Origin of the sequence: Acidocella sp. (assembly GCF_027352905.1) — a bacterium.
In the GTDB taxonomy this organism is placed as follows: domain Bacteria; phylum Pseudomonadota; class Alphaproteobacteria; order Acetobacterales; family Acetobacteraceae; genus Acidocella.
Map to the genome: position 1 here is coordinate 22446 of NZ_DAIEIF010000037.1, position 23450 is coordinate 45895.

Below are 23450 nucleotides of genomic sequence, written 5' to 3' on the forward strand. Positions count from 1 at the left end.
CGCGCGGGCTTGGCGAAAACCCGCGCGCCCTGTAATCCAGGCCCATGGTCACCAGCAACGATATCCGCGCCACCTTTCTCAATTATTTTGGCCGCAACGGCCACCAGATCGTGCCCTCCGCCCCGCTGGTGCCCCGGAACGACCCCACCCTGCTGTTCACAAATTCCGGCATGGTGCCGTTCAAGAACGTCTTCACCGGCCAGGAGAAGCGCCCCTATCTCCGCGCCACCTCCGCCCAAAAATGCGTGCGCGCCGGCGGCAAGCATAACGATCTCGACAATGTGGGCTACACCGCCCGCCATCACACCTTCTTCGAAATGCTGGGGAATTTTTCTTTCGGCGATTATTTCAAGGAAGAGGCGATCTTCCATGCCTGGACGCTGCTGACCAAGGATTTCGGCATCGATGCCGGACGGCTGCTCGTCACCATCTACCATACCGATGACGACGCCGCCGCGCTGTGGAAAAAAATCGCGGGTCTGCCGGAAGGGAAGATCATCCGCATCCCTACCGATGATAATTTCTGGCGCATGGGCGATACCGGCCCCTGCGGCCCCTGCTCAGAGATCTTCTATGATCACGGCCCCTCCATTCCCGGCGGCCCGCCCGGCTCGCCGGATGAGGATGGCGACCGGTTCATCGAGATATGGAACCTCGTCTTTATGCAATATGAGGAAGGCCCGCCCGGCACGCGCTTGCCGTTGCCGCGCCCGTCCATCGACACCGGCATGGGGCTGGAGCGTTTCGCCGCCATTCTGCAAGGCAAACACGACAATTACGATACCGACACGTTGCGAGCGCTGATTCTTGCCTCCGCCGAGGCCAGCGGCCAGGAACCGGATGGCCGCTTTAAAATCAGCCACCGCGTGGTGGCGGACCATCTGCGTTCCTCGGCCTTTCTCATCGCTGATGGCGTCCTGCCTTCAAATGAAGGCCGCGGCTATGTGCTGCGCCGGATCATGCGCCGGGCGATGCGGCATGCCCACATGATGGGCGTGCGCGAGCCGCTGATGTACCGGCTGGTTCCTGCCCTCACCCGCCAGATGGCCCAGGCCTACCCTGAACTCAACCGGGCCGAGGCGCTGATCACCGAGACCCTGCAGCTAGAGGAGAACCGATTCCGCGCCATGCTGGATCGGGGTATTTCCCTGCTGAGGGAAGAAGCGGCGCAAATCCCGCCGGGTGGCGCTTTGCCCGGCGCGGTCGCCTTCAAACTCTACGATACGTTTGGCTTCCCCCTCGACCTCACCCAGGATGCGCTGCGGGAGGAGGGCAAGAGCGTGGATATCGCCGGGTTCGAGGCCGCGATGGCCGAGCAGCGCGCCCGCGCCCGCGCCGCCTGGTCCGGGTCCGGTGAGGCGGCGACCGAAGCCATCTGGTTCGAGCTGAATGAACGTCTGGGCACCAGCGAATTTCTCGGCTATTCCACGGAGACCGCCCAGGGCAGCATCACCGCCCTGGTGGTGGACGGCCAGCCCAGCGATGAGGCGCTGCCCGAACAAAGCGTCAATGTCATTCTCAATCAAACCCCGTTCTATGCCGAGAGCGGCGGCCAGGTGGGGGATACCGGTTTCATCATCGGGCCGGATGATCTGCGTATCCGCATCGATGATACCCAGAAGAAGGCGGGCGGCCTCATCGTCCATATCGGCCAAATCGAGGCCGGGACCGCGCGCGTCGGCCTGCCGGTAACGGCGCGGGTGGATCACGTGCGGCGCGGCCGCATCCGCGCCCATCATAGCGCCACCCACCTGTTGCATGAGGCGCTGCGCCGCACCCTCGGGCCGCATGTCACGCAAAAGGGCTCGCTCAACGCTCCGGACCGGCTGCGTTTCGACATTTCCCAGCCCCGCCCGATCACCCCGGATGAATTGACCCAGGTCGAGCGCGAGGTGAACGCGCATATCCGCGAGAATGCGGAGGTGACCACCAGGCTGATGACTCCGGAGGAGGCCGTGCGGCTCGGCGCTATGGCGCTGTTCGGGGAAAAATATGGGGATGAGGTACGGGTCGTTTCCATGGGCGGCGGCGATGAGCGGAAATCCGCCTGGTCGATCGAGCTTTGCGGCGGCACCCATGTGACGCGCACCGGTGATATCGGGCTGTTCCGCATCGTCTCGGAGGGGGCGGTCTCCGCCGGGATTCGCCGCATCGAGGCCGTGGCGGGCGAGGCCGCGATCTTGGAGATGGAGGAGGAAGCCCGGCTGCTGGCCGAGGCGGCGGCCACCGTCAAGGCGCCGCCGGCCGAACTCCCGGCGCGGATCAACCAGTTGCAGGAAGATAAAAAGCGGCTCGAACGCCAGATGGCGGAATTGCAGAAGAAACTGGTTCTCGCCACGGCGGCGGAGGCCGAGGATGTGGGAGGCGTCCGCGCGATCCTGCGCAATGTCGGCGACATCGCCGCGAAGGAGCTCCGTCCAATCGCCACGGATTTGTTGAAGCGCTCGGGCGCGGGGGTGGTGGCGCTCGTCTCCACCGCCGAGCAAAAAACCGCCATCATCGTCGCGGTGGCGGAGGCGCTGCCCCTTAACGCGGTGGAGCTGGCGCGGGCGGCGGCGGCGGCGGGCGGCCAGGGTGGCGGCGGCAATAAATCCGTGGCTCAGGCCGGGGCGCCCAGCGCCGCCCAAGCCAATGCCGCGCTTGCCGCCATCAGGACGCATCTCGCCAGCTGAAACCGCCTGGGCTCAGCTGGGCCACCAGAAGCGCAGGAACACCCCGCGCAGATAAAACAGATTGGCCAGCGGCATGAGGCCATAAAGTAGCCAGCGCGAGAGCCAGGGCAAGGCGAACCGCCGGTTCCAACCCGGCCCGGCCCAGGAGGCGGCGGGGGTGAGACAGAGGAGCAAGGGGATAAAGTAGCGCCCGAGCAGCCCCTCGATATTCGTTTGTCCCACCTCGTCCCAGGTGAGATAGGTGGATAGCGCGACCCCCGCCCCGGCCGCTCCCACCGCCAAGCCCAAGAGGGCGAGCCGCCACTCCCAGCGCCGCGGCAGGCTCGCGACGTAGAGGCTTGCCGCCAACAACCCCGTTCCCAGCACCAAGGCATAAACCCAGCGCGGCAGGGTCGCCTCGATCCAGCCGACAGTGCCGACCGCGCCGGCCATCAGGCTCGGCCCGCCCTTTATAAAGGTCGCCGCGAATAGGCGGGGGATCAGCCCAGGATGAAGAAACAGGTAGTGCAGTTGGCGGCTAGGCGAAACATCGCCATGCCGCACGGGGGTCACCAGCGGGCGCAGGCCGAAGACGCACCAGGCGAGCACCGTGGCCAAGCCCAGCAGCACAAGGAGAGCGGCAAACCGGCGGCGCGGCCGCGCCGCCAAAATCAGCGGCAAGGCGAGCAAGGGCCAGTATGGGGGCTTGGCGCTTACAAACACGGCCAGCAATGCCGTCGCGCCGCTCAATTCCCGCTGCCGCTGTTCCCGCGTAAGCAAGGCGCCGGCCAGCGCCGCGCACATGATGAACGGTCCATCCTGAGACAGAGACCCATAGAGACCCGTCACCTCGGGCAGGCTCAAACAAAACAGCAGCCAAGGCCGGGCGGAGGGGGCGCAAATCCGCAGGGCGAACGCCGAGAGGGCGACGCAGATCAATCCGGAAGCGAGCCGGGCGATATAAAACGCTTGCAGCACGCGCAGGTGCAACTGCCGGGTGAAAGTGAGGGTCAGAGCGGCGGGCAGGTAAAATTGCGGTGGGTAAATCACCGTATTGGGAAAATTGGCCGCCACCACCTCGTCGCGCCATCTCTTCTGAAAGCTGAACCGCAAATGCTGCAATGTCGCACGGGCGGCGGGGTCGAAACGCAAAGCGTCGAAACCGTACCCGAAATTCACCACCGGTTCGGCCAGCATGCCGCCCGCCTCGCCATGTGGGAGACGCTCTCCTATCAACCCGCCTTGGGAAATCTGCACGGCGCGGAAGAAATGATTCGTCTCATCCGCGATCATGAAGGGCGGGTTGAGCAAAGCCGCCAGAATGACAAAAAAAGCAGCGAGGCGGAAATACGTCCTAGCCATACGCCGCCTCCATTCACAACCTTATATAATATAACGGAGGAAAAATGACAATTAAAAGTTGTAAAATGCGCTGCGGTCCGGCGGGGGTAGAGTCATAACCCAGCCAGCGGGCCAAACGTGGAGAACCATTTGCGGGTTGTGCCGCCACTGCGCGATCTGCCCGGCCCAATCCGGGCCCTCCGCGAACAGCTCTGTCCCGGCGCGGAAATCCCGCAGGGCGGTGAAAATCCCCAGGCAGAGCGCGGCCACGCAGAAGGCCCGCCGCAGGCCGGAGGCGGCGCAGGCCCCGCCGGTAAGGATGAGCCCCGTGAGCACCATCGGGGCGAAGGCATAACGCTGACCGCCAATTACATCCATTAAATGGATAAAACCGCCTCCGATCGCTTTGTCGAAAGAGATGAAGGAGAATAAAATTTGCGCCCCCAGCAGGAGCGACAAAGCAGGGGCATGACGCCGGCAGCCAGTGATGATCCAGATCAGTGCCGCGTAAAAAAGAAAGACGATCAGCAGGCCGGGCCAGAGAAAGCCATGCCCGGCATATTGGCGCAGCATCCAGCCGCTCAACAACAGGGCGGCGCGGAAACCCGCGAATTCCAGCGTGACGACATGCAGGCTGACCGCCGCGCACAGCTCCGGCAGGCTCAGATTTCCGTCCCGCAAAGGCTGAGGGTAGGCGAAGAACAGCGCCGCCTGAATACAGAATCCGGCGAAAACGATGCTTCCCAGGGCAATATCAGCCTTTCCCCGGGTCACGGCGGCACGCAGCAAGAAGAGGGGCATGAGAAAGGTGGTGGCGGGGCCAGACAGGCTGGCCAGCCCCAGCACCACTGCGTCAAAGAGGAGCAGGCGGCCCCGCCGGGCCGGAGCGGCTAGAATTAGCGCGGCGGCCAGTGCTAGATGAAACTGACTGGTGATGGTGTTGAGCCAGACCTCCCCGGTGACGGGCGGAAGGGCGCAAAGCGCCACCGCCACCAGGCAACCCAGCCAGGAGCGCCGCCAGGGAAAATCATGGGTTAGGATGATGCCGGGCGGGAGAGCCTGCACGCAAAGGGCGATCAAACCGGTGACCAGCGGCGCGTGGGCGATGCCGCCCAGCCGCAGCGCCAACCACGTGCCAAGCGCCGGCACCAAATTGATATAATCCGGCAATACCGCGAACCAGGCCCGCCACCAGGGCAGGTTCATGGCGTTACGGAAATAAAAAACCCCCTCTTCCGCCCAGAACCGTCCGCCTTGCTCCGCGATATGGGGCAGCCGGGCCAGCACCAGCCCGGCAAAGCCCGCCAGCAGGGCCAGCCGGTAAAATCCCGGCAAAGAAAACGGCGCCTCGCGGCGCCGTTTGATGAGAGACGCCAAGCCTTACGCGCTCTTGGCCATGATCTCGTCCGCCACGTTGCGCGGCACCGGATCGTAATGGTGGAACTGCATGGTGAAGCTGGCGCGGCCCTTGGTCATCGAGCGCAGCTGGGAAATATAGCCGAACATCTCCTTCAGCGGCACATGCGCGCGCACGATGACGGTGGAACCGGAACTCTCCTGGTTCTGGATCATGCCGCGGCGGCGGTTGAGGTCGCCCACCACGTCACCCACATGGTCGTTGGGCGTCGTCACCTCCACATCCATGATCGGCTCCAGGATCACCGGACCAGCCTTTTTCATTCCCTCGCGGAAGCAGGCCTTGGCAGCGATTTCGAAGGCCAGCGCGGAAGAGTCGACATCGTGATACTTACCATCGATCAGGGTGAATTTGAAATCCACGGTCGGGAACCCGGCAAGCACCCCGGTATCCGCCTGGTTGCGGATGCCCTTTTCCACCGCCGGGATATATTCCCGCGGCACCGCGCCGCCGACCACCTGATTCTCGAACAATATGCCAGAATTACGCTCTAGCGGCTCGAAAGTGATCCTGACCTCGGCATACTGGCCGGAACCGCCCGATTGCTTTTTGTGGGTATAGGTCTCGGTGTGGGTCTTGCTGATGGTCTCGCGGAAGGCCACCTGCGGCGCGCCGATATTCGCGTCCACGCCATATTCACGCTTCAGCCGGTCCACGATGATTTCCAGATGCAATTCGCCCATGCCGGAGAGAATGGTCTGGCCGGTTTCCTGGTCGGTGCGCAGGCGCAGGGAAGGATCCTCGGCCGCCAGCTTCTGCAGGCCGATCGTCATTTTCTCCACGCCTTCCTTGGTCTTGGGCTCGACGGAGATGTCGATGACCGGCACAGGAAAAGCCATGCGCTCCAGCACCACCGGATCCTCGGCGGCGGCGAGCGTATCGCCCGTGCCGGTATCCTTGAGGCCGACGAAGGCGACGATATCGCCCGCCGAAACCTCCTGGATTTCCACGCGCTTATCCGCATGCATCTGGTACATGCGGCCAATCCGCTCCTTATGGCCCTTGGTGGTGTTCAGCACCGTATCGCCGGATTTGAGCGTGCCCGCATAGACTCGCACGAAGGTCAGCGAACCGTATTTGTCGTTGATGATCTTGAAGGCGAGGCCGGCGAAGGGCGCTTTGGGGTCGGCCTTGATCCGCCGCGCGTTCGGGTCCTCCTCCTGCCCCTCCTCCGGGGCAACCTTGATGCCAGGCACGTCCACCGGGCTCGGCAGGTAGTCCAGCACCGCGTCCAGCAGAGGTTGCACACCTTTGTTTTTGAAGGCGGTGCCGCACAGAACGGGGCGGAAGGCGCCGGTGATGGTGCCGGTTTTGATGGCGCGCTTCAGCGTCTCGACCGAGACATCGCCCTTGTCGAAATACTCCTCCATGCCCGCGTCATCGACGGAGAGGGCGGTATCCAGCAGGGTCTGGCGAGCCTCCTTGGCCTTCTCCAGCATATCGGCCGGAATAGGCTCGTCATGAAATTTGGCGCCCAGTTCGCCGCCTTCCCAAATGATCGCCTTCATCTCGACGAGATCCACGACGCCCAGGAAGCCGTCCTCGATGCCGATGGGCAATTGCAGCGGCAGCGCGACGATATCCAGCTTCTCCTTCAGCGTGTCGAAGGCGCGGTAGAAATCGGCGCCGGTGCGGTCCAGCTTGTTGATGAAGATGATGCGCGGCACGTTGTAACGGTCGGCCAGACGCCAATTGGTCTCGGATTGCGGCTGTACCCCCGCCACGCCCTCGATGATGAAAATCGCGCCGTCGAGCACACGCAGGGAACGGTTGACCTCGATGTTGAAATCGATATGGCCGGGCGTGTCGATGATATTGATGCGGTGGTCCTTCCACTCGCAGGTCACGGCCGCGGAGGTGATGGTGATGCCGCGCTCACGCTCCTGCTCCATATAATCGGTGGTGGTGTTGCCGTCATGCACCTCGCCGATCTTGTGGGAGACGCCGGTGTAGTAAAGGATACGCTCCGTGGTGGTGGTTTTCCCCGCGTCGATATGCGCGGTGATCCCGATATTCCGGATCTTGCTAAGGTCGGTGGTCGCCATCAATGCCTCCACGGGCGTCTAAAAATAAAGGTCAAACAGATATGGCGCCGCCCTGGGGTCAGGCCGCGCTGTCCGCCCGGCTTTTGGGCCAGAGCGCGGCATTTGGCAACCCCTTCTCTCGGGCGGCTGGCTCTGCCCCGAGGGGTAAATGATTGATCTCAAGCGCGCCGGATATAATATCGGCGGGGCAGGAAGGTATTCTACGCATGGTGATTGTCTCCCCCTTCGCCCGGATCTACCGGATCCTCCGCGCCCGGCCTTTTTTCACCTTTGGCTACTCGCTCGGGCTGATCAGCTACGGCGCGCTCACCCCGGTCCATTCCATCGCCATCCGCGCGGTGTTGGCCTGGGACATCGGCAGTTTCTTCTATCTGGCCCTTACGGCAGTCATGTTTCTGCGCGACCTCAACCGGGACATTAGCCGCGACGCCAAAGCCCACCAGGAGGGCGAGGAATCGATGTTCACCCTCACCCTGCTCGCCGCCATCATGAGCTTCGCCTCGCTTTTCCTGTTTTCTCAGGCAGCGGAGCGCAAGAGCCATGAGGGCGCGTTTCTCGCCTTCGTCATCATCACCCTCGCCCTTTCCTGGCTGGTGACGCACATCACCTTCGCCTTCCGCTATGCGCATGAATATTATTCCCGCGACCTCGGCGGGCCGGAGATCGACCGGGGGATTGATTTTCCCAATGATGACAAGCCGGATTACCTCGATTTCGTCTATTTCGCCTTCGTGCTCGGCATGACGTTCCAAGTCTCGGATTGCGATATCACCGCCAAGAAAATCCGCCGGCTGGCGACGCTGCAAGGGCTGATCGGCTTTCTGTTCAGCACCGTCATCGTGGCCCTTTCCGTCAACACGGCGGCCTCCTTGATGTAGAGGCCGGCATGGCGCGGTTGCGGCAACACCGCTTGCCTATGGCGGAGAGGGGCGCGATGCTGGCGAACCCCCCTTGGAGTCGCCTCATTTGAACCGACTGCCCATCGCGTTTCTCGCCAGCCTCGCCGCGTTTCCCGCCTTGGCGCGGCCAGACCCGACACCGCCGCCCTCGGGCATCGTCGTGCATTTGTTCGGGCCGGATGCCGGGGTGGCGAAACCCTCACCCTCGGCGCCATCCGCGCCAAATGCCGCCGCGCCCCAAGGCCCGGCCGCTTCCGCCCCCCAGGCCAGTCCGGCAACGCCGGAGCCCAGCATAGGGGATATTCTTCATGAGATGTTCGTCACCGGCGACCCGGCGCAGGAAGCGAAACCCCGCTTCGCGCCCGGGCGGGCCGGCGACTAACCAAGCCTTAAATCAGTCCCGGGCGCGCAGCGCGTCGGCCTGCGCCTCGATATGCTTGGCGAAATCATCCAGCCGCCAGGCCTCGATATCGTAAAACGTCACATAACCGCGATGCTTCACGTCGATCTCGTCGAAATGGTCCATGACCGGCTTGAAATTGGCGGCCTTGGCCTGGGCCAAGGTAAGATGTCCGTCATGGCTGGTATTGGCGGCGTAGAAATCGATGAGCATCTGATCGGGACCAAACATGCCCTTATGATGCCAGCCCTTGCCAGCCGGCGTCATCATCGGGCCGGAGTCCATCATGCCGCCATCCATCATCCCCGGCGGCGCGGGCGGCGGGGCGGACCCGTTATCACTGTCATTATCGGTGGCCTGGGCCAAAGCCAGACCAGGGGCGAAAGCCAGAACCGAGGCTAATACGAGACGGCGCATTTCACATCACTCCATTAGGTTGGGAGAGGCTTAAATGCGGCGCGCTTGTAACGCCATGATCTTCCGCAAGTAACAAAATAAAAACGGCGCCCGGAAGGGCGCCGCCAATGGGAGAAAGCGGAAAGCTCAGCGCGAGTAGAACTCGACCACCAGATGCGGTTCCATCTGCACCGGAAACGGCACATCCGCCAGCTTGGGCGCGCGCAGGAAACGGCCCTTCATGGCGCGGTGATCCACCTCGATATATTCGGGCACGTCGCGCTCACCGCTCTGGGCCGCGTCCAGCACCACCGCGAGCTGCTTGGATTTCTCCCGCACCTCGACGACATCCTCGTCCTTCACCAGATAAGACGGGATATCGACCTTCTGGCCGTTGATCATAACATGGCCGTGGGAGACAAGCTGGCGCGCGGCGAACGGGGTCACCGCGAATTTCATCCGGTAGACCACCGCATCCAGCCGGCGCTCGAGCAGCTCAATCAGGTTTTCCGAGGTATCGCCCTTGCGGCGCACAGCTTCCTCGTAATAGCGATGAAAGGATTTTTCCGAGATATTGCCGTAATAGCCCTTCAGCTTTTGCTTGGCCATCAGCTGGACGCCGTAATCTGAAGGCTTTTTGCGGCGCTGGCCATGCTGGCCGGGGCCGTATTCCCGCTTGTTCACCGGGGATTTGGCCCGGCCCCATAAATTGACGCCCAGACGGCGGTTGATCTTATACTTGCTCTCGGTGCGCTTGGTCATGGCGCATAACCTTTCTTGTTGGAATGACGCCAGTAGTCCTCCCACCGCTTTCGCGGCGAAAAGCGGGCGCGGGCGACCACCGCCCGTCCACGTTCCCGGCAATGAAGCCGCGTTTAAAGTTTCGGGCGGGGCGCGTCAATGGCCGCGCCGGCGCGGGGCAGCCAGCTTAACGGTAAGGCGGCGATGGGCAACCGGACTTGCCGCCGCGGGGCGGCAAAGGCAATATCCGCGCGCGCGCCCATCCAGAGTCCGGCATCGCCCGGCGCGCGCGGCAGCCACCCAGCGCCCGGGCGCAGCCCCCGCGCGGCGCCCAGGCAGAGGCCAAGCTCCCGCCGGTCCTCGGAGTCCGGGTCCGTGTCGGCCGGGGCGGTGGCCGGGCAGAGAAGGGTAAGGCCGGGCACGGGCCGGGCAAAGTGGAAGCTCGCGTAACGCCGGCCGGATTGCAAACTAATCTCCGGCAGCGCGCTTTGCCCCGCCGCCACCGCCCGCAAACGCGGTACATAGCCCGCGGCGAACCCCGCCGCCAGCGCGGTCTCGTGCAGCCGCCGCCGCACCGCCGCCAGCCGCGCCCCGCTGGTGACCGTGGGGGCATAAGGGCGCGCCGCCGGGCTGCGCCGCCCCAGCTCGTGAGACAGCCCGGCCCGGTTGCCGCTGCAGAAATAGGATTCGCAGTCTAGCCCCTCGGCCAGGAGAATTTCGTGCCGGTCAAGTTCCACATGGTAATAGGTCATGGCCGGCGCGGCCTCGTCACGCCGTATGGTCGCGCCATTGACCAGATGGCTCACGGGAATCAACACCCCCCCGGCATGAACGCAATGCAAGGGTGAGAGCCGCAGCGTCCGGGCGGGCTTGCCCGGACCGAACGCCCCGGGCGATACGATGACCGGCTGTCCCATCCTCGCCACGCCGGCAGCGAGGTCAAGCGTGCGCCAGCCGATCCAGCGCACCGGCCGCCGCTCCCCCCGGGCGGTGATGAGCGGATCGCCCGGGCGCAGGGTTTCCACCAGGCGGTAGCCATCGGGCGTCAGCAGCCTGGTGCCCCGCGCGAAACAGGGCAGCTCCCCGCCCAAAGTGATGAGCGCGCCGCCATTGCCATCGGCACCGACCTGGAGCGATGCCTTCGCCGACCCCAGGGTCTGTATGCCGAATTGCGCGATGGTGGCGCCTTGATTGTTCAATACCACCACCTCGCCACCGCTTTGCAGGGAGACCAGCCCGGAGGCGACGCCCACCAGATCCACCGCGTCGTAATCCGTCATGCCGGTGATGCCGGAGAGGCCCGCCCCTACATCGTCCAGCACCAGCAGCGCCGAGCCGCCCGCGAAGCCCACGGGCACACCCACGAAATTATTGGTGGAGATTTCCAGCGTGGAGAAGCCGTTGATTTGCAGAGAGGCCTGGCCGCCTATGCTTCCAGCTGAGAGCAACAGCCGCCCGCCACTGGCCTCCACCACCCCGCTATTGAACAATTGCCCGGCGGCGATGACGCCCTGCCCCGTCAAGGTCCCCGCGGCCTGAATCAGCCCCGCCTGAAGGGAACCGCCCGCGAGGCTGCCGTTCTGGAGGATGATCGTACCAGAGGCCGATATTTGGCCGGCATCCGTGAGCGTCCCGCCAGACTGAATGAAATCGCCTGCCCGCAAGGCGGCGTCCACGCCGACCGTGAGGCTGCCGCCGGCAAGAAGCTGGGCCTGGCCGGAAATGCTCATCCCGGCCAGGCCACCCACCTCCAGCGTGCCGGATCCCGCATAGCTGGCGGCGGTGAGAGCGGCGCTTCCGGCCAAAGTCATCGACCCCGAATTGCTTATGCTCCCTAGCGTGGCGGTGGCGGTTCCATAGGCATCGAGCGTGCCGCTCGCCCCCACGGTGAGGGCCGAAGCGGCGAGCGTGCCCGTCTCGTAGATCGCGGCCGCCCCGCCCGCCCCTGCCAAAATGGCATCGGAGACGCTGAGGCCGCCCATCACCGCCAGGCTGGCCCCGCTGCCGCCCGCGCTGGCCATGACGAGATTGCCGGTGATGCTGGCGCTGTCCGTCAGCACCTCCAGCGCCCCTGCTCCGCTGGCGTCGCCAAGCGTGACCCCGCCTTGCAGGCTCACGCTCGCCGCGCCTCCAAACACGGCGTTACCGCCACCGTCGACCTGCATCGCCGTACCGGACATACCGCTGGCGAAGAGATCATCGTTAAATTCCACCTGCCCCGCGACCAGCACGCCCCCCACCGCATAGGGCGTTGTCGCGTTGTACAACGATCCGCTGCTGCCGAAGCTGATCAGCTCCGCTTCCGTGAAACCTCCTCCGGAATACCCGTTCACCGTGCCGGCATGGCCAATGGCGACGCCGCTGACCAGGCTGTGCAGCCCGGCCAGCGTCCCCGTGCCGCTGCTCACGGTGATGACGTCCAGCATGCCCGTGCCGATATAGCTGACCATGGCCAGATCCGCGTTCATCGCGGCGAGGTTGGGGGCGGTGAGAATGATGGAACCGGCGGGGGTCTGCGCCCCGGTGGTAAGCTTACCATGCGCAGCGGAAAGCGTGAGGGTGAGGCTCATCGTCGTGGGCGCTGCGAGAACGAGGCTCAAACCCGGCACCGGTTGCGCCACGCCCGCGCTGGCCGCAAAGCCGCCGTAATAGCTGATGGCGGGAGAATAGCCGTGCAGCACCACATCCGCGTCGCCGCCAGCGTCGAAGCTGGCAGCGGGCATCAGCCCGGCGGGAATATTGGCGAAGAGCGTATAGCTTTGCGAAAGGCCATTCTCGTCCGTCCCGGAGACGACGAAGGAAGAGCTCCCCGCCAGGGTGTTGATGTTATGAACGCTAAGCCCGGTCAGCCCGGGAAAGATCAGCTCATCGCCGAGGCCGAAGCCTGTCACCGTACCGGAGAAATCGGCCGGACCCTTGATGACGAAGGCACCGCCAGTGCCGCCGAGCGGGTCGGCCCATTGACCCGTTATGGGCGCGCTGCCCGCGCCGAGAAAATTCAGCGTTACCCCGCTCTGCACCGTAAGCGGGGTGGTGTCGAAAATGCCAAACAGCGAATCGTCCGGCCCCAGCACCATCACCCCGCCGCCCGCCACGTCGAGATTCACCCCGGCGGCAACCAACCCGGCATCGATCTCCAGCGTCTCGCCCTGCAAGGCGAGGATGGTGCCAGTGCCGTCGATCATTCCGGATTCCGAGAAATCGCCCACCGCCAGAGTGCCGCCGCCCTCCAGCACCGCGCCGGCGCCCAGGCTCAGCCCCTCCTCGTAATCATTCCGCGCCCCGGTATCCACGTTCAGGCTGCCGCTAAAATCCGCGAGCGCGCCGGGGTTCAGCGCCAGCTCGCCGCCCAACAGGGCCGCGCCGCCCAACACCAGCTGGCCGGAAACCAGAACATCCTCCACACCGATCGTGCCAAAATCATAGCTCGTGCCGCTGAGCTGCGCGGAATTGTTATAAGGCAATTCTAGATCCGCCCCGGGGGCGATGGAAACGGCGCCGCCCGCCAGATTGCCCATGACCGATAAGAGCCCGGTAACATCCAGCGTGCCGGAGATCGTCTCCGGCCCGGTCATCAGGGTCTCGCCGCCCAGCTGGTAGGTACCGGGCGCGGCGGCTGGCCCCACGGTGTTGAGATAGATATTGCCCGAGGTCACGGCCCGGGGCAGCACGCCATCGTGATTCCACAGCGCGTAGGTGAGGTGCTGGCCCGAGGCGAGCGAGGGCCCGGCGAATTCCAGCGAGGTCAACAGGCTGTTGAGAAGACCGATCTCATTGGCGCTCAGGGTGAGCTGGATGGTGCCGGTGCCGATGCCTTGAGCGCTGATCCCGGAATTGGGATCATACTCCGGCAGGAGCAGCACCCCGGCGTTGAGCGAGAGCGTGAGTTGCAGCGTCTCCTCCGCGCCCAGCCCCATCGCCGCCAGGGCGCTGGCCGCGGGGTCGGCGGCCAGGAGATACGGCAGCCCCAGCGGCTGGTTGGGCGCCAGGGTCACCAATTTGACGGGGTTGACGAAGGCGGGGCCGGTTTGCGGCGCCAGGGACAGGGCGAAACCGCTCACCGCGTAACCGCCCTGATCATCTTCCGCCAAGATCGAAATCGTATCCGCGGCCACCCCGGACGGCTCGGAAATTTGCAGCGCCGCCAGGGCGGCGTTCACCTCGGAGAGCGAGCCGCTCAGCGTGAGCGTATTCGCGCTCATGGAGACGCCCGCGCCAAACGCATTGGCCACAGCGAGCGTCGCGGCCGGGTTCGCCGCTATCAGCTGCACCGTGATATTCGCGCCGGAATGACCATCCGCCACGGCGAGGCGGGCGGGCAAACCGGAAAGTGAGGAAAGGCCAGGCAGGCCCGCAATGGCGGACACCGTCGCGGGAACGTTGATATTGATGGCTTGAGTCACAACCACAAGTTACACGTTTCTTGATAACCAGCAACTGACAATTGCTGGTTGAACTTAGGAAATATCATTTTCCCCCGGGCGGTCCGGCCCCATACTGGGCGCATGAAAACCCGCCGCAAGCAAACCGCCAAGACCACGCCCGCCCAAGCCGGAGAGGGCCGCCTCTCCCTGCCCAGCCGCGCCGAGCTGAAGGAGTTTCTTGCAAAGGCCCCGGACAGCCAGCATTTGCGCGATGTGGCGCGCGCTTTCTCGGTGCCGCCGGAAGGCCGTAAGGCGCTGCGGGGGCTGATGAAATCCCTGGAAGAAAGCGGCCAGGCCGAACGCGCGGGGCGCAAGCGTCTCACCGAATCCGGACGCCTCGCCGAAACCGCTCTGGTCGAGGTGACCGGGATAGACCGGGACGGCGAGGCCATCGCCCGCCCCGTGGCATGGGAGGGGCCGGGCCGCCCGCCGGTGATATTCATGCAGCCGGAGCGGCGGGGGGCGGCCGCGCTCGCCCCAGGGGCGAAGGTGCTGGCGCGTCTGCGGCGAATCGGCGCGGATAAATATGAGGGCCGCACGCTGCGGCGGGTGGAGGGCGCGGCGGGCGGCATTGTCGGGCTGTTCCATGCCACGCCGCGCGGCGGGCGGATCGAGCCGGTGGACCGGCGGCAGAAAGGCGAATGGATAGTGCCGGATGGCGAGACCCTGGGCGCGGAGACTGGCGAGATCGTTCGCGCCGAGCCGCTGCCCGGCAAGGGTCTCGGCCCAAAGCCCGCCCGCGTGACTGAAAGGCTCGGCAATGCCAATGACGCCCGCTCCGTCAGCCTCATCGCCATCGCCCAGCACGGCATCCCCACCGAATTTCCTGAAGCGGCGTTGCGCGAGGCAAAGCGGGCGCGGCCCGTGGCGCTGGGCAGGCGGGAGGATTTACGGGATTTGCCGCTGGTCACCATCGATGGCGCCGATGCCCGCGATTTCGACGACGCCGTGTTCGCCGCGCCGGAACCGCATGGCTACCGGTTGGTCGTCGCCATCGCCGATGTGGCTCATTATGTGAAGCCTGGTTCGGCCCTGGACATGGAGGCGCGGCGGCGCGGCAATAGCTGCTATTTTCCCGACCGGGTGGTGCCGATGCTGCCCGAGGCGCTCTCCAACGGCCTCTGCTCGCTCAAGCCAGGCGAGGAGCGCGGCTGCCTGTTCGCCGAAATCCATATAGACGTGCACGGCAAAAAGCTGCGCCACCGTTTCGGGCGCGGGCTAATGCGCTCCCTCGCCCGCAAGACCTACGAGGAGGTGCAGGCGGAGTTCGAGGAGGACCCGGAGACCCATGCCGCCCTTTACGCGGCCTACGCGGCGCTGGCGGAGGCCCGCCATCATCGCGGCACGCTCAATCTGGACCTACCGGAGCGCAAGGTGACGCTGGGGCCGGACGGGCAGGTGCAGAGCATCGCACCCCGTCCGCGCCTCGCCAGCCATAAGCTGATCGAGGAATTCATGATCCTCGCCAATGTTTGCGCCGCGGAGGAGCTGGAGCGGCTGCGCCTGCCTTGCATGTACCGCGTCCACGCCCCGCCCGCGCCGGAAAAGCTGGACAATCTGCGACAATTCCTCGCCACACTCGGCATTTCCCTCAAAGCCGGGGATCAGCTGCATCCGCGCGATCTCGACGCCATTCTCCGCATGGTCGAGGACACGCCCCAGGCGGCGCTGGTGAACGAGACCATTTTGCGGTCGCAAAGCCAGGCCGAGTATTCGCCCGACAATATCGGCCATTTTGGCCTCGCCCTCGCCCGCTATGCCCATTTCACCTCACCGATCCGCCGCTATGCGGATCTGCTCGTGCACCGGGCGCTCATCAAGGGGCTAAAACTCGGACGCGATGGGCTGACCGAGGCGGAGATCGAAAGCTTCGCCGACACGGCGGAGCACATCACCGCCACCGAGCGCCGGGCCACCCTGGCGGAGCGTGACTCCACCGACCGCTACCTTGCGCTCTATTTGCAACACCGCGTGGGAGAGTTGTTCCCCGGCCGGATTTCGGGGGTGACGAAATTCGGACTCTTCGTCACTTTAACGGAAAGCGGGGCGAGCGGATTCTTAAGTATGGCGAGTCTGCCTGATGATCAGTGGGTTTTGGATGAGCGCGCCCAAACCCTGTCAGGACGCCGCAGCCGCGTTGTTTTCACCCTGGCTCAGGAGATCGTAATCCGGCTGGCGGAAGCGCGCCCGGTAACGGGCGGCCTGCTGTTCAGCCTTGCCACAGTTCCGGAAGGGCAAGCGGCGCGGCGCGGCGGCACCCGCAACACGTCGGGATCCGGCGCCAAGCCCAAACCAAAGCGGCGGCGGTGAGGCGCGGCGCAGCGTTTTTCCTCATCTGCTGTTGGCTGGCCTCCGCCATGGGCGGGCGGGCCGCCGCGGCGGGCGCGGGATTCGACGCGGGGATGACGGCCAGTGTCTGGTCGGCGGCGCTCGCCTATATCGCGCCGCGCGCCCTCACCCCCGTCACCATCCCGCAAATGACAATATGGGGCTTGAACGGGCTGGCGGCGCTCGATCCCAATTTCAACACCGTCTTCCAGGACGGGCAGGTTCGCCTTTACGGCCCGAACGGATTGTTATTTGCCTTACCCGCCCCCGCCGCGAATGACGCGAATGGCTGGGGGCAGGCCGCCGCGCGCATCGCCGCCGCCGCCTACGCCAACTCGGCCGCGCTGCAAAACGCCGGCACCCAGGAAATCATCGGCAATTTTTTCGATGAGCTGTTCAACCATTTCGATCCTTATTCCCGATATGAAAGTCCGGTGCAGGCCGCGCAGGAGCAACTGATGATCACCGGGCTGGCGGGAACCGGCCTCACCCTCGCCGCCGAGAATGGGCGGGTGGTGGTGGCGCAGGTGGCGGCGGACAGCCCCGCCGACGACGCCGGCATCCAGCCCGGAGCCGTGGTGCTCAGCGTCGATGGACGCGCCGCCTCCCCCGGCATGGTGGATGAGCTCAATGCCCGGATGAACGGTCTGCCGAACACGACGCTCGATCTCGTCATCGCCGACCCTGACGATCCGGCCGGCCGGCAGAGCTTTACCCTCACGCGGGGGTTCATCCCGCCGCAGACCGTGTTCGTGCAACCGCCGCTGGGGCATGGGATCGTTGAGATGAAGATCACCGGCTTCAACAAGGGCACGGGTGACCAGTTCGCCATGGCCCTGGCGCAGGTGATGAGCCAAAACGGGACGCTGGCGGGGCTGGTGCTTGATTTGCGCGGCAATCGCGGCGGGGTGCTGCGCCAGGCGGTGCTCGTGGCGGATTCGCTGCTGCAATCGGGCCCCATCGCCGAGACCAATGGGCGTGATCCGGACGCGGACCAGTTCTTCAAGGCCGAGGGAGCGGATTTGACCGGGGGCGCGAAACTGGCCGTGCTGGTGGATGGCCAGACGGCGAGTGCCGCGGAAATCCTCGCCGCCGCGCTTGCCGATGACGGCCGGGGCGTGGTCATCGGCTCGGAAACCCTGGGCAAGGGCCTCGTCCAGACCGTCACGGCCCTGCCGGATGGCGGTGAGCTTTATGTCACCTGGAGCCAGGTGCTCGCCCCGCGGGGCTGGCCCCTGCAAGGGCTAGGGCTGATGCCGCAGGTCTGCACCAGCAACGGCCCCGCCGCGCTGAAGGCGCAGCTCAACGCCCTCGCGGCCGGGCGAAACCTGATGGCGCCGGCGCTCTCACAGGCGCGGGCGATGCGCCCGCCCGTGAGCGTGGAGGCGGTGCTGGCGCTGCGCAGCCATTGCCCGGCGGCGATCGGCGGCGCCATGGACGAGGAGGCCGCCCAAGCCGTGCTCGCCAACAATGCCATGTATCAGGCGGCGCTGCTCCATTAACGTATCCTCTTGACGAAACCGGCCGGGCTGGGCCATACGGCCCGCTCTCGGAGATTGATCATGGCCAAGTCGAACGTCGTCCAAATCAAGCTGGTTTCCACCGCCGATACCGGCTATTTCTATGTCACGAAGAAGAACGCGCGTGCCCAGACCCAGAAGCTGGAGCTGAACAAGTACGACCCCGTCGTGCGCAAGCACGTGAAGTTCAAGGAAGCTAAAATAAAGTAATCCGCCGGAGCGGGTAATTCCGCTCCGCCGCGCCTATATGCCCTCAGTCCGATGAAGGGGGGCTTATCAGATGCAATTGTTCAGCTGCCAGTCCTGCGGCCAGGCGCTGCTGTTCGAGAATAATCTCTGCGAACGATGCGGGCATGAGCTCGGCTTCTGTTCAGAGAGTCTCTCTCTGCTGACGCTTGAGCCGAAAGGCAAGGTATTACGCCCGGTCAAGGGCGGGCGGGACTACCTGCGTTGCGCCAACGCCCAATATGGCGCCTGCAACTGGCTCATCGCCGTCCCCAAAAAGGGCAAACCAACGGAATTATGCGCGGCCTGCCGCCACAATAAAACCATTCCCGATCTTTCCGACCCAGCCAATCTCAAGCACTGGCAAGATATCGAGATCGCCAAGCATCGCCTCTTTTATACGCTCCTGCGCCTCGGCCTGCCGCATCCTGATCTCGCCGAAGACCCCGAGCATGGGCTCGCCTTCGATTTTCTGGCCGATCCTCCCGGCCCTGGCCCACGTATCCTCACCGGTCACGATGAAGGCTTGATCACCATCAACCTCAAAGAGGCCGATGATGCGATGCGCGAGAAATTCCGCACCGAGATGGGGGAGCCCTACCGCACCCTGCTTGGCCATTTCCGTCATGAGATCGGTCATTATTATTGGAACGTGCTGGTACGGGACGGCAAGCGGCTCCAGGCCTGCCGGGCCATGTTCGGCGATGATTCGCTCGATTACGGCGAGGCGCTGCAGAAACATTACGATGAGGGGCCGCCCGCGAATTGGGCTGACCACTACATCTCCGCCTATGCCACCACCCATCCCTGGGAGGATTTCGCCGAAACCTGGGCGCATTACCTTCATATCGTCGACACGCTGGAGACCGCCGCCGCCTTCGGCCTGCGCATCCATCCCCGGCGGACGAAAGAGGAAATGCTGCAAGCCGATATCGACTTCAGCCCCTATAAGGTCGAGCACATATCCCAGCTCATCGACGCGTGGCTTCCCCTCACCTTCGCGATGAATTCGATCAACCGCTCCATGGGGCATGCGGATCTGTATCCCTTCATCATCTCGCCGCCGGTGATCGAAAAACTCGGCTTCATTCACGAGCTCGTTCATGGCCGGGTGCCGCAAGACCAGCCGGAGGCGCCGCCCGCTGAGAGCGCCGCGCCCAAACAAGCCCAGGCCACCCCCAACCCGCCGCCATCGGACCCGCCAGCGCCGCCCGGGCCCTCGCCCGTTCCACCGCCGGTGGAACCGCCAGGACCAGATATCCAACCTCCGATCCAGGAGCCGCCGGCGGAGCTTCCCCCTTCGGAGATGCCGCCGCCCCAGCCTCCGGGAGCGCCGCCTCCCCTCCAGGCCTGAGATGATCAGAAATGCTTCCACCCCGGCGAGGCGAGGTCGAGCGGGGCACCATTTGGTCCCACCACCCTCACCCCCGCGCCGGGGCGGAACACGCCGATGCGCGTGACGGGCAAGAGGCCGCACGCCGCGCGCAGGGCCTCCCCACGTTCCGGTGGCACGGCGAGCAATAATTCGTAATCATCGCCTCCGGTCAGGCGCGGCGCCAGATAATCCGGCCCCAGCGCGGCGGCGGCGGGCGAGGCGGGCACGCGCCCGGCCCAAAGCTCCGCCCCCAGGCCCGACCCCTCGCAAATATGGCCGAGATCCTGAACCAGACCATCCGAGACATCGATGGCGGCGGTCACCAGGCCGGCCAGAGACAATCCCAGCCGCGGTTCCGGCAGCAAAGAGCGCCGGGTCAGGTCGCCGGTGGGGTCGGCCAGCGCGCCGCGCCGCGCTTCCAGCCCCAGCGCCGCGTCCCCGATGGTGCCGGTAACCCAGATTTCATCGCCTGCCCGCGCCCCGTTGCGCGGCAGCGCCTCACCCGGCGCGACCGTGCCGATCAGCGTCGCGGTCAGGGAAATATCCACGCGGGCGGAGGAGGAATCGCCACCCATGAGCCGGATGCCAAAGCGCCGCTGGTCCTCTCCCAGCCCCGCCGCGAACCGTTCCAGCCAGTCTTCTCCCAGCGAGGCCGGCAGGGCGGTGGTGAGCAGATAGCCGAGCGGCGCGGCGCCCATCGCCGCCAGATCAGAGAGATTGCGGCGCAGAAGCTTGCGCGCGATGAAGGCCGGATCGTCATGGGAGAAAAAATGCACGCTCTCCAGCATCTGGTCCACGGTGAGCACCAATTGCCGCCCCGGCGGAGGCATGAGCAAGGCGGCATCGTCCTTGAGTCCCAGCCCCGCCTCGCCCGCCAGCGGCGCGAAAAACCGGGCGATCCGGGCGAACTCATCCATCAGCGAGCGGAGGAGAATTCCGCCGGACGGAGCAGATGCGCCAGCCTGTCCAGCACGCCGTTGAGCAGGCGCGGCTCATCGCCGGAAAAAAACCCGTGCGCGACATCGAGATATTCATTGAGGACCACCTTGGCCGGGGGGCCGTCCGGCATCCATAATTCCGCCCCGCCCGCGCGCAGCGCCGCGCGCAGCACCGGGTCTAGCCGGGCCAGCGGCCAGGCTTCCGGCAGCGCCTGGACGATCATGCCATCCACCACGTCCTGCTGCTGGGCGGCGGTGCGGACGATGCGGGTGAAAAGAGGCACGTCCGCCTCGGGGACGCGGCCTTCCTCCAGCCCGCCTTGCCAGGGCAGCGCTCCCAGACGGTGGCGGACGAATTGATCGATCACCGTCTCCGGACTCATCTGAGCATGCTCGGCCTGGTAGAGCGCCTGCACGGCGGCGACGCGCGCCAGGGTGCGCGGGCGGCTCATGCGGGGTGGAACCGGCGCTTGAGCGCGATCTGCCTCAGGCAGGCCACGGCGGCCTCCGCGCCCTTATTCGCCCCGGTCTCGCGGGAGCGGGCATGGGCCTGGGCGAGCGTATCCACCGTGAGCAACCCAGTGCCGAGGCAGAGACGCCCGGCCACGGCCACGTTCATCAAAGCATCCATGGCGGCGGCGCAGACGAATTCGTAATGATCCGTCTCACCCCGGACGACGCAGCCAAGGGCGATATAGCCGTCGAACGGTTCCCGGCCCCCGGCCGCGATGGCCAGGGCCTGAGGCAATTCGAAGGCCCCCGCGACCTCGACGATCTGGAGTTTTGCCTTGACCTGAACGAAAATCTCCCGGGCGGCGTTCAGCATGCCATCCACCACCTCGCGGTAATAGGGCGCGCTGATGACGAGGATATGCGGGGGCGCGCCCGGCACGGGCGGCGCCACGGGCAAGGGCGCGTCTGCGGTGCTCATGGCCGGGCCTTATTTCGGAAGGGCGCCGGCCAGGCCGCGCTGCTCAACAACGTTCAGCCCGTACCCGTCCAGCCCGATGATATGGCGCTTGTGATTGGAAAGCAGGATCATGGTCTTGACCCCGAGATCGAGGAGGATCTGGGCGCCGATGCCGTAATCGCGCAATTCCTGGGTGGCGGCGGGACCATCCAGCAGCGCCCGCAGCCCGGCGGACATCGCCTTCTGCCGCGTCTCGCGCACGATGACGACGACGCCGCGCCCGGCCCTGCCGATCTCGCGCATCGCCTCGTGCAAGGCTTCCATATGCCCGCTGCCCAGCACGTCGCCGAGCAAATCCATGCCGTGCATGCGCACCAGCACCGGTTCCGGCCCCGAGATATCACCCTTGAGGAGAGCCAGGTGCTCCAGCCCGTCCACCTTGCTCTCAAAGACGATCATCCGCCAGGAGCCGCCATCCCGGGCGGTGACATTGCCCTGCTCGGCGCGCTTGACCAGCTTCTCGTTGGTGCGGCGGTAGGCGATGAGATCGGCGATGGTGCCGAGCTTGATGTTATGGCGCTGGGCGAAGGCGACGAGTTCCGGCAGCCTTGCCATTGTGCCGTCATCATTGATGATCTCGCAGATAACCCCGGCGGGGATCAGCCCGGCCAGACGGGCGATATCAACCGCCGCCTCGGTATGGCCGGCGCGCACCAGCGTGCCGCCCTCCCGCGCCATCAGCGGGAAGATATGGCCGGGCGAGACGATGTCATTGCGGCCCAGCTCGGGATTGATCGCCACGGCGACGGTGCGGGCGCGGTCGGCGGCGGAAATGCCGGTGGAGACTCCCTCCTTCGCCTCGATGGAGATGGTGAAGGCGGTCTCATGGCGGGTGCCGTTGGCCTGGGTCATCAGCGGCAGGCCCAGTTGCTCGCACCGCGCCTTGGTCATCGCCAGGCAGACCAGGCCGCGCGCATGCTTGATCATGAAATTGATCGCGTCCGGCGTCGCGAATTGGGCGGGAATCACCAAATCGCCCTCATTTTCACGATCCTCGTCATCCACCAGGATGAAGATGCGCCCGGCGCGCGCCTCCTCGATGATTTCCGAGGCCGGGGAGATGTAATCGTGCAATCCCGCCGTGGCCAAATCCTTCAAGCCGTCCATGATCAGCGTTCCTTTTCCCGCCGGCTGGCCCAGGGGGCGCGGCGGCTCAGAGTTCCTTCAACCCTTCTTAAATCCAAGCTGGCGGGCGAGATAGCGCGCCAGCATGTCGATTTCCACATTTACCCTATCCCCGGGCCGCAGGGCTGAAAAATTGGTGTTGGCGGCGGTGTGGGGAATGATGTTCACGCCGAACCGCGCGCCCTCCACCTCATTCACCGTAAGGGAGACGCCGTTCAAGGCGATGCTCCCCTTGGGCGCGACGAAGGGGGCAAGCTCCTCCGGCAGCTCGAACACCCAGCGCGTCGAGCCGTTTTCGGGCGTGGCGGAGACGATCTCCGCGAGACCATCCACATGGCCGGAGACGAGATGGCCGCCCAATTCATCGCCCAGCCGCAGCGAGCCTTCCAGATTGACCAGCGTGCCCGGCGACCAGCCGCCTAGCGTGCTGCGGGCCAGGGTTTCCGCCGAGACCTCGACCGCGAACCAATCCTCTCCCGCCTCCACCACCGTCAGGCAGACTCCGGAACAGGCGATGGAGGCGCCCAGCCGCTTCTCCGCCCCGCGCCAGACGGCATTTTCCGGAGTGGCGATGGTGAACCGCGCGTCACGGCCCTCGCCGATCGGGGTGACGGCCTGGACCGTGCCGACGCCTGTGATAAGTCCGGTGAACATT

At 65.2% G+C, this 23450-nt stretch carries 18 protein-coding genes; 7 read left to right on the plus strand and 11 right to left on the minus strand.

Translation table 11 applies throughout. The annotated features are described in order from the left end of the window. Positions 1-44 precede the first annotated feature (44 nt). The gene (alaS, locus tag M7H45_RS06635) at positions 45-2672 is read left to right on the plus strand and encodes an alanine--tRNA ligase (RefSeq protein WP_298215469.1); all 2628 of its coding nucleotides are present in this window, start codon (positions 45-47) and stop codon (positions 2670-2672) included. A 12-nt stretch (positions 2673-2684) separates the two neighbouring features. Here alaS and M7H45_RS06640 read toward each other — a convergent pair whose 3' ends face one another. From M7H45_RS06640 to fusA, 3 genes are read right to left on the minus strand one after another with little or no spacing between them, the layout of a single operon-like run. Further along, a complete protein-coding gene (locus M7H45_RS06640) occupies positions 2685-4013 on the minus strand; it encodes a DUF2142 domain-containing protein (protein ID WP_298215471.1) in 1329 nt (442 codons plus the stop codon). Between the two features lie 51 nt (positions 4014-4064). Further along, positions 4065-5369, minus strand: coding sequence for a hypothetical protein (locus M7H45_RS06645; protein WP_298215473.1), 1305 nt, complete (start codon positions 5367-5369; stop codon positions 4065-4067). Positions 5370-5372: 3 nt separating this feature from the next. Then, a complete protein-coding gene (fusA, locus tag M7H45_RS06650) occupies positions 5373-7454 on the minus strand; it encodes an elongation factor G (protein ID WP_298215475.1) in 2082 nt (693 codons plus the stop codon). A gap of 152 nt (positions 7455-7606) precedes the next feature. Between fusA and M7H45_RS06655 the strand changes: the two genes are divergently transcribed. Both M7H45_RS06655 and M7H45_RS06660 read left to right on the plus strand, forming a co-directional pair. Beyond that, positions 7607-8332, plus strand: coding sequence for a DUF1345 domain-containing protein (locus M7H45_RS06655; RefSeq protein ID WP_298215476.1), 726 nt, complete (start codon positions 7607-7609; stop codon positions 8330-8332). Between the two features lie 88 nt (positions 8333-8420). Continuing rightward, positions 8421-8735, plus strand: a complete 315-nt coding sequence (locus M7H45_RS06660) for a hypothetical protein (protein ID WP_298215477.1) — start codon at positions 8421-8423, stop codon at positions 8733-8735. 12 nt (positions 8736-8747) lie between these two features. On the opposite strand, the gene M7H45_RS06665 is transcribed toward M7H45_RS06660, so the two are convergent. The 3 genes from M7H45_RS06665 to M7H45_RS06675 all read right to left on the minus strand — a co-directional run bounded on the left by M7H45_RS06665 (position 8748) and on the right by M7H45_RS06675 (position 14299). Next, positions 8748-9170: a hypothetical protein gene (locus M7H45_RS06665; RefSeq protein ID WP_298215478.1), complete on the minus strand. Its 423-nt coding sequence runs from the start codon at positions 9168-9170 to the stop codon at positions 8748-8750. 126 nt (positions 9171-9296) lie between these two features. Continuing rightward, on the minus strand, positions 9297-9911 hold the full coding sequence (gene rpsD, locus M7H45_RS06670) for a 30S ribosomal protein S4 (protein WP_298215479.1): 615 nt from the start codon (positions 9909-9911) through the stop codon (positions 9297-9299). Between the two features lie 113 nt (positions 9912-10024). After that, positions 10025-14299: a Hint domain-containing protein gene (locus M7H45_RS06675; RefSeq protein ID WP_298215481.1), complete on the minus strand. Its 4275-nt coding sequence runs from the start codon at positions 14297-14299 to the stop codon at positions 10025-10027. A 96-nt stretch (positions 14300-14395) separates the two neighbouring features. On the opposite strand from M7H45_RS06675, the gene rnr reads away from it, so the two are divergent. The 4 genes from rnr to M7H45_RS06695 all read left to right on the plus strand — a co-directional run bounded on the left by rnr (position 14396) and on the right by M7H45_RS06695 (position 19741). After that, positions 14396-16624: a ribonuclease R gene (gene rnr / locus M7H45_RS06680; RefSeq protein WP_298215483.1), complete on the plus strand. Its 2229-nt coding sequence runs from the start codon at positions 14396-14398 to the stop codon at positions 16622-16624. Beyond that, positions 16621-18144 (plus strand): S41 family peptidase, encoded by a 1524-nt coding sequence (locus tag M7H45_RS06685; RefSeq protein WP_298215484.1) that lies wholly within the window; start codon positions 16621-16623, stop codon positions 18142-18144. Before rnr ends, M7H45_RS06685 begins: the two co-directional genes overlap by 4 nt. A 60-nt stretch (positions 18145-18204) precedes the next feature. Continuing rightward, complete coding sequence (gene rpmG / locus M7H45_RS06690) at positions 18205-18372, plus strand: 50S ribosomal protein L33 (RefSeq protein ID WP_048877824.1); 168 nt, start codon at positions 18205-18207, stop codon at positions 18370-18372. Between the two features lie 70 nt (positions 18373-18442). Further along, positions 18443-19741, plus strand: coding sequence for a putative zinc-binding peptidase (locus M7H45_RS06695; RefSeq protein ID WP_366145521.1), 1299 nt, complete (start codon positions 18443-18445; stop codon positions 19739-19741). Positions 19742-19746: 5 nt separating this feature from the next. Here the strand turns inward: M7H45_RS06695 and thiL are convergent, their stop codons facing one another. Genes thiL through M7H45_RS06720 form a run of 5 tightly spaced genes read right to left on the minus strand, consistent with a single transcriptional unit; the run spans position 19747 to position 23449 of the window. After that, entirely contained in the window at positions 19747-20679 is a 933-nt protein-coding gene (gene thiL / locus M7H45_RS06700; protein ID WP_408832600.1) for a thiamine-phosphate kinase, read from the minus strand. After that, positions 20679-21152, minus strand: coding sequence for a transcription antitermination factor NusB (nusB, locus tag M7H45_RS06705; RefSeq protein WP_298215485.1), 474 nt, complete (start codon positions 21150-21152; stop codon positions 20679-20681). The genes thiL and nusB overlap by 1 nt, the downstream gene beginning before the upstream one ends. Then, a complete protein-coding gene (gene ribH, locus M7H45_RS06710) occupies positions 21149-21631 on the minus strand; it encodes a 6,7-dimethyl-8-ribityllumazine synthase (RefSeq protein ID WP_298215487.1) in 483 nt (160 codons plus the stop codon). The genes nusB and ribH overlap by 4 nt, the downstream gene beginning before the upstream one ends. A gap of 9 nt (positions 21632-21640) precedes the next feature. After that, positions 21641-22777, minus strand: coding sequence for a 3,4-dihydroxy-2-butanone-4-phosphate synthase (ribB, locus tag M7H45_RS06715; RefSeq protein WP_298215489.1), 1137 nt, complete (start codon positions 22775-22777; stop codon positions 21641-21643). Positions 22778-22834: 57 nt separating this feature from the next. Beyond that, positions 22835-23449 (minus strand): riboflavin synthase, encoded by a 615-nt coding sequence (locus tag M7H45_RS06720; protein ID WP_298215491.1) that lies wholly within the window; start codon positions 23447-23449, stop codon positions 22835-22837. Between the last annotated feature and the right edge of the window lies 1 nt (position 23450).